Genomic DNA, 4,396 nt, shown 5'->3' with positions numbered 1-4,396 from the left:
CTGGCTACCCGGGCTCCCGGCAAGAAAATCGTCGCTACGCGATACCCTCAGCTTATTCCTTCCGGCTTCGGGTCGGGCGCGATCCTACATCCATGTAGGTCACGCCCTCTCGGCGCATCCATGCGCCTCGCCCCGGCCTACAGGAAACGCTTCGGCGATTTTCAGCCGGACCAGGTAGTCGCTGCAAGTCTCTTATTATCCTGTAATTATTCCATTGCTTTAAGGATAAGAAAATTACTGGGGATCCCTCAGCCCTGAATGGAGAGGGGGGCCGACCGTGCCAATCTTATTGTGGGGATCCCTCAGCGGAGAAAACCGTTACCGCTCCCTTAATGCCTCTTTGGCCCGGTTAAACGGCTTGATCATATAATCCAGCACCGACTTCTCGCCGGTCTTGATATCCACCGTCGCAATCATCCCCGGCACAATCGAAAAATGTCTGCCCGCTTTATTCACCAGATAATCCTGGCCGGTGCGGATAAACACCCGGTAATAGAACACTTCCGGCTTGGCCTCGTCCTGAATAGTGTCCGGCGAGATGGTCTCCACCACGCCGTCCAGCCCGCCGTAGATGGCGTAATCGTAGGCGGTGATTTTCACCAGCGCTTTCTGCTCCGGGTGGATAAAGGCAATGTCGCGCGGGGACAGGCGGGTTTCAATCAGCAGGTGGTCGTCCACCGGCACAATCTCCATCAGCTCCCCGTTCGGCGGGATGACGCCGCCGATGGTGGTCACCTTGATGTTTTTCACAATCCCGCGCACCGGGGAGGTCACCGTCAGACGGGTCACCGAGTCTTCACGCCCCTTCAGGATCGCCGAGAGCATGTCCACTTCGGCATTCGATTTGGACAGCGCCTCGCGCGCCTGCACGTAATACTGCGAGCGTAAGTCGGTGAGGCGCAGTTCAAGGTCGCTTTTCTGCCGCTGCAGGCGCAGGGCTTCTACGTGGCTGGCGGCACCGGTTTTCACCAGCCGCTGGGTGATCCCCAGCTCCGCATTCACCAGATCCAGCGCCTGACGCAGTTCGCGCTGGGAGTCCTCAAGCTGCTCACGACGGGATTTATACAACCGGGTTTCGGCGGCGATCAGATCGGTCCATTTCGCCAGCGAGGTCGGGAAGGCGAGAGGCTGATCGTTCACTTCGGCATGCAGACGGGCGCTGGAGGCGAGCGAGGCGCGATAGCGGGCTGCGCTTTCCCCCACGTTCGATTCCGAGCGGGTCGGGTCGAGACGCGCCAGCACCTGCCCGGCGTTGACCTGATCCCCTTCGTGGACTTTCAGCTCGGCGAGGATCCCCCCGTCGAGCGACTGCAGCACCTGCTCGCGGGAGCTGGGGATCACCTTCCCGGTCCCGGTCGAGACTTCGTCGAGAATGCCGTACCACGCCCACACCCCGGCGATGATAAACAGCAGCAGGGTGTAGACCACAATCCGTCGCGCACCGCTGTAGCCGGTCTCGGTATCCAGCGAATTGTCCAGGTCGTCCATCGCGGCGGCATCATGCTGATTGGTTTTCATTTTTCCACTCCCGTCCATTCGCCTGCTGTTGCGCCATCCGGCTGTTGTTCAGCGCCTGCGCCTTCGGCGCATCCATCACCAGCATCCCCTCTTTCAGCACCACCACCCGTTCGACCAGCTCCAGCATCGGCACCCGGTGGGTGGCGACAATCAGCGTGCGGTTGCCCAACCACTGGCCGAGGCGCTGGATAAATTCGCGCTCGGTGTGTTCATCCAGCGAGGCGGTGGGTTCATCCAGCAGGACGATATTCGGATCGCGCAGGAACATACGTGCCAGCAAAATCGACTGGCGCTGGCCGCCGGAGAGCCCGACGCCATTCTCCATAATCGGGTGATCCAGCCCCTTCGCCAGCTTCTGCACAAAACTCGCCGCGCCGCACATCTCCAGCACGGCAAAGATTTCCTCGTCGGTAGCGCGCGGCATCCCGAGGGTGATGTTCTCGCGCAGGGTGCCGTAAAACAGCCGCGCGTTCTGGCTCATCAGGCCCACGTTGCGGCGCACGTCCGCCATGTCGAGATGCGGCAGGCTCAGGCCGTCGAGACGCAGTTCGCCTCCGGTCAGATCCATTCCGCCTACCATTGCCTGCAGCAGGGTCGATTTGCCCGCGCCGTTGCGGCCCAGCAGGGCGACACGCTCGCCGGGCTTGATCTCCAGCCGGTTGATGCGCAGGGCCGGGTTCTGCACGTCGCCCGCGTAGGCAAACTGCGCCTGCTCAAACAGATAGTGGCCGCGCAGCACGTCCCGGCGGATCGGCGTCTCTTCCCGCTGGTTTTCGGTCGGGAGCTGCATAATGTTGTCCAGTCCTTCTTTGGCGGCCTTCACCTGCTGCCAGCGCGCCAGCACGCCGCAGAGGGTCGCCATCGGGGCGATCATCCTTGAGGCCAGCATCGAGGCGGCCACCACCGCACCGGTGGTCATCTCGCCTTCGATCACCATCGGCGCACCCACCACGATCACCGCGGCGTACACCAGGCTCTGAATAGTCATCCCCCAGCTGATTAAGCCCTGGGTCAGCTCGCGGGTCTTCAGGCCCGACTCGGCGGTGATCTGAATGTAGCTGTTCCACTGCTGCAGAAAACGGTTCTCCGCCTGCATCAGCTTAATGTCCTCCAGCCCCTGCACGCTCTCGACCAGCACCGCGTTGCGCAGGGTTGATTCATGGGCTGACTGCTTCGCCAGCACCGCCAGCTTTTTCTGCAGCAGCAGGCCCGGCAGCACCATCAGCACCGCAGCCACTGGGGCGATCCACGCCAGTGACGGGGCAATGATCGCCAGCACCACCACGAACAGGAAGAAGAAGGGCAGGTCGACGATGGTGGAGATGGTGGACGAGGTGACCATCTCGCGGATCTGCTCCAGCTCGCGCAGCTGGGAAATAAAGCTGCCGGTGGAGCGCGGCACCGCGCTGTTGCGCAGACGCAGGGCATGGCCGAAGACTCTGTCCGAGACGCGCAGGTCGGCGCGTTTACCCAGCAAATCCATAATATGGCAGCGGGCGAGGCGCAGGATAAAGCCAAACAGGGTGGCGATCAGCACGCCAATGGTCAGCACGTACAGCGTAGGGTAGGACTGGGCGGGGATCACCCGGTCATACACCTGCATCGAGAACAAAATCCCGGCCAGCGACAGCAGGTTGATGAACAGCGCCGCCAGCATCACCCAGCCGTACGGGCGCAGATCGCGCATCACCAGCCGGTACAGCCAGTCCGGGCGGTATTTGGAAATATAGGCATCAACGCGGCTGTCTTTCAGCGCCGCCAGCGGGCGAAGGGCCACCACCTGATGAATGGCGGGCAGCAGCCCCGCCAGCGAGATGCGGTTGGTCTGGGCCTTGTCGTCAAAGAAGCAGACGTCGAGGGTGTCTTCCCCGTCGAAGTGCTCAATGACCCCGATTTTGCCGTCGTTAAGTTCCACCACCACCGGCAGACGCCAGCTGTTGATCGCCTCCTGGCCGTTGTTCAGCACCCTGAACGACAGTCCGGCATCGCGGGCCAGCCCGGTCAGCGCCGGGATTTTGGTTTTGCCCTGCAGCCAGGGGGCGCTGGCGACCAGCGCCCCGGGGGAGCAGGCCACACGGTAACGGGTGGCGACATAGCCAAACGCCTGCGCCCAGTGCTCCAGCGCCTCTTGCGTCAGTGCGTCCTCCTGCAGGATATCGTCTCGCATCATGGCTGGATCTCCACGGACTGAATGGTGCGGTTCTCAAGGTCGAAAGCGTTACGCAGGCGGCCGGTGTTATACAGGCAGTTAAGCTGGAGCTGGTGCAGCTGTCCGGCGGTTTGCCACTGGGTAAAGCGGGTCTGGAAGACCTCCTGCTCGGCGTTCAGCACGTCCAGCAGAGGACGGGAACCGAGGTCGAGATACTGCTGCTGATAGAGTTCCCGGGTGCGCTGGCTCAGCGTCTCCTGGCGGGACTGGATCTGCAGGGTGCTCATCAGGCTCATCACCTGGCTGCGGGACTCGAGCAGCTTCTGGCGCACGTCGAGCCGGGTGCGCTGAATGTTGGACTGGGCCGCCTCCACCGCGTGTCCGGCGGCGTTGCGCCGGGCGCTCAGGCCGCCGCCCTGGTAAATGGGCATCTGCACGTTCACCCCCACCGAGTACTGGGTTTTATCCAGCGTGTCGTGCCCGGCGTAGCGATTGTTCATGTAGTGGCGCACCTCTGGATCCAGCGAGACGGTCGGGGTCATCTGGGCGTTGGCGTAATCGAGGTTGGCCTGCGCGACGCCCGCCTGCGCCCAGGAGGCTAACACCGCCGGTACCAGCCGATCGTCCGGTTCGCCCACCTCGCAGCTGCGGGCCAGTTTCTCCGGGAAGGCGTTGCTGACGTCATTCAGGTTGCTCCAGCCGAGGTTGCTCATCAGCGTGGCGCGGGCG

At 62.7% G+C, this 4,396-nt stretch carries 3 protein-coding genes; all 3 read right to left on the bottom strand.

Translation table 11 applies throughout. The annotated features are described in order from the left end of the window. Positions 1-318 precede the first annotated feature (318 nt). On the bottom strand, positions 319-1,488 hold the full coding sequence (locus tag ACRDD5_RS01565) for an HlyD family efflux transporter periplasmic adaptor subunit (RefSeq protein WP_271282040.1): 1,170 nt from the start codon (positions 1,486-1,488) through the stop codon (positions 319-321). A 10-nt stretch (positions 1,489-1,498) separates the two neighbouring features. Beyond that, positions 1,499-3,688, bottom strand: coding sequence for a type I secretion system permease/ATPase (locus tag ACRDD5_RS01560; RefSeq protein ID WP_271281993.1), 2,190 nt, complete (start codon positions 3,686-3,688; stop codon positions 1,499-1,501). Continuing rightward, the coding region (locus ACRDD5_RS01555) for a TolC family protein (RefSeq protein WP_438675706.1) at positions 3,685-4,396 on the bottom strand (712 nt) is incomplete at its 5' end. The genes ACRDD5_RS01555 and ACRDD5_RS01560, both read right to left, overlap by 4 nt.

It is taken from the genome of Silvania sp., assembly GCF_051656365.1.
Lineage (GTDB): Bacteria > Pseudomonadota > Gammaproteobacteria > Enterobacterales > Enterobacteriaceae > Enterobacter > Enterobacter hatchlandensis.
The sequence above is the reverse complement of the archived record's forward strand: the minus strand, read 5'-3'. Positions and strand labels throughout refer to the sequence as shown.

Coding starts and splice junctions, on each gene's coding strand:
- ACRDD5_RS01565 (WP_271282040.1), bottom strand. CDS start 1,488: ATGGACGACCTGGACAATTCGCTGGATACCGAGACCGGCTACAGCGGT.
- ACRDD5_RS01560 (WP_271281993.1), bottom strand. CDS start 3,688: ATGATGCGAGACGATATCCTGCAGGAGGACGCACTGACGCAAGAGGCG.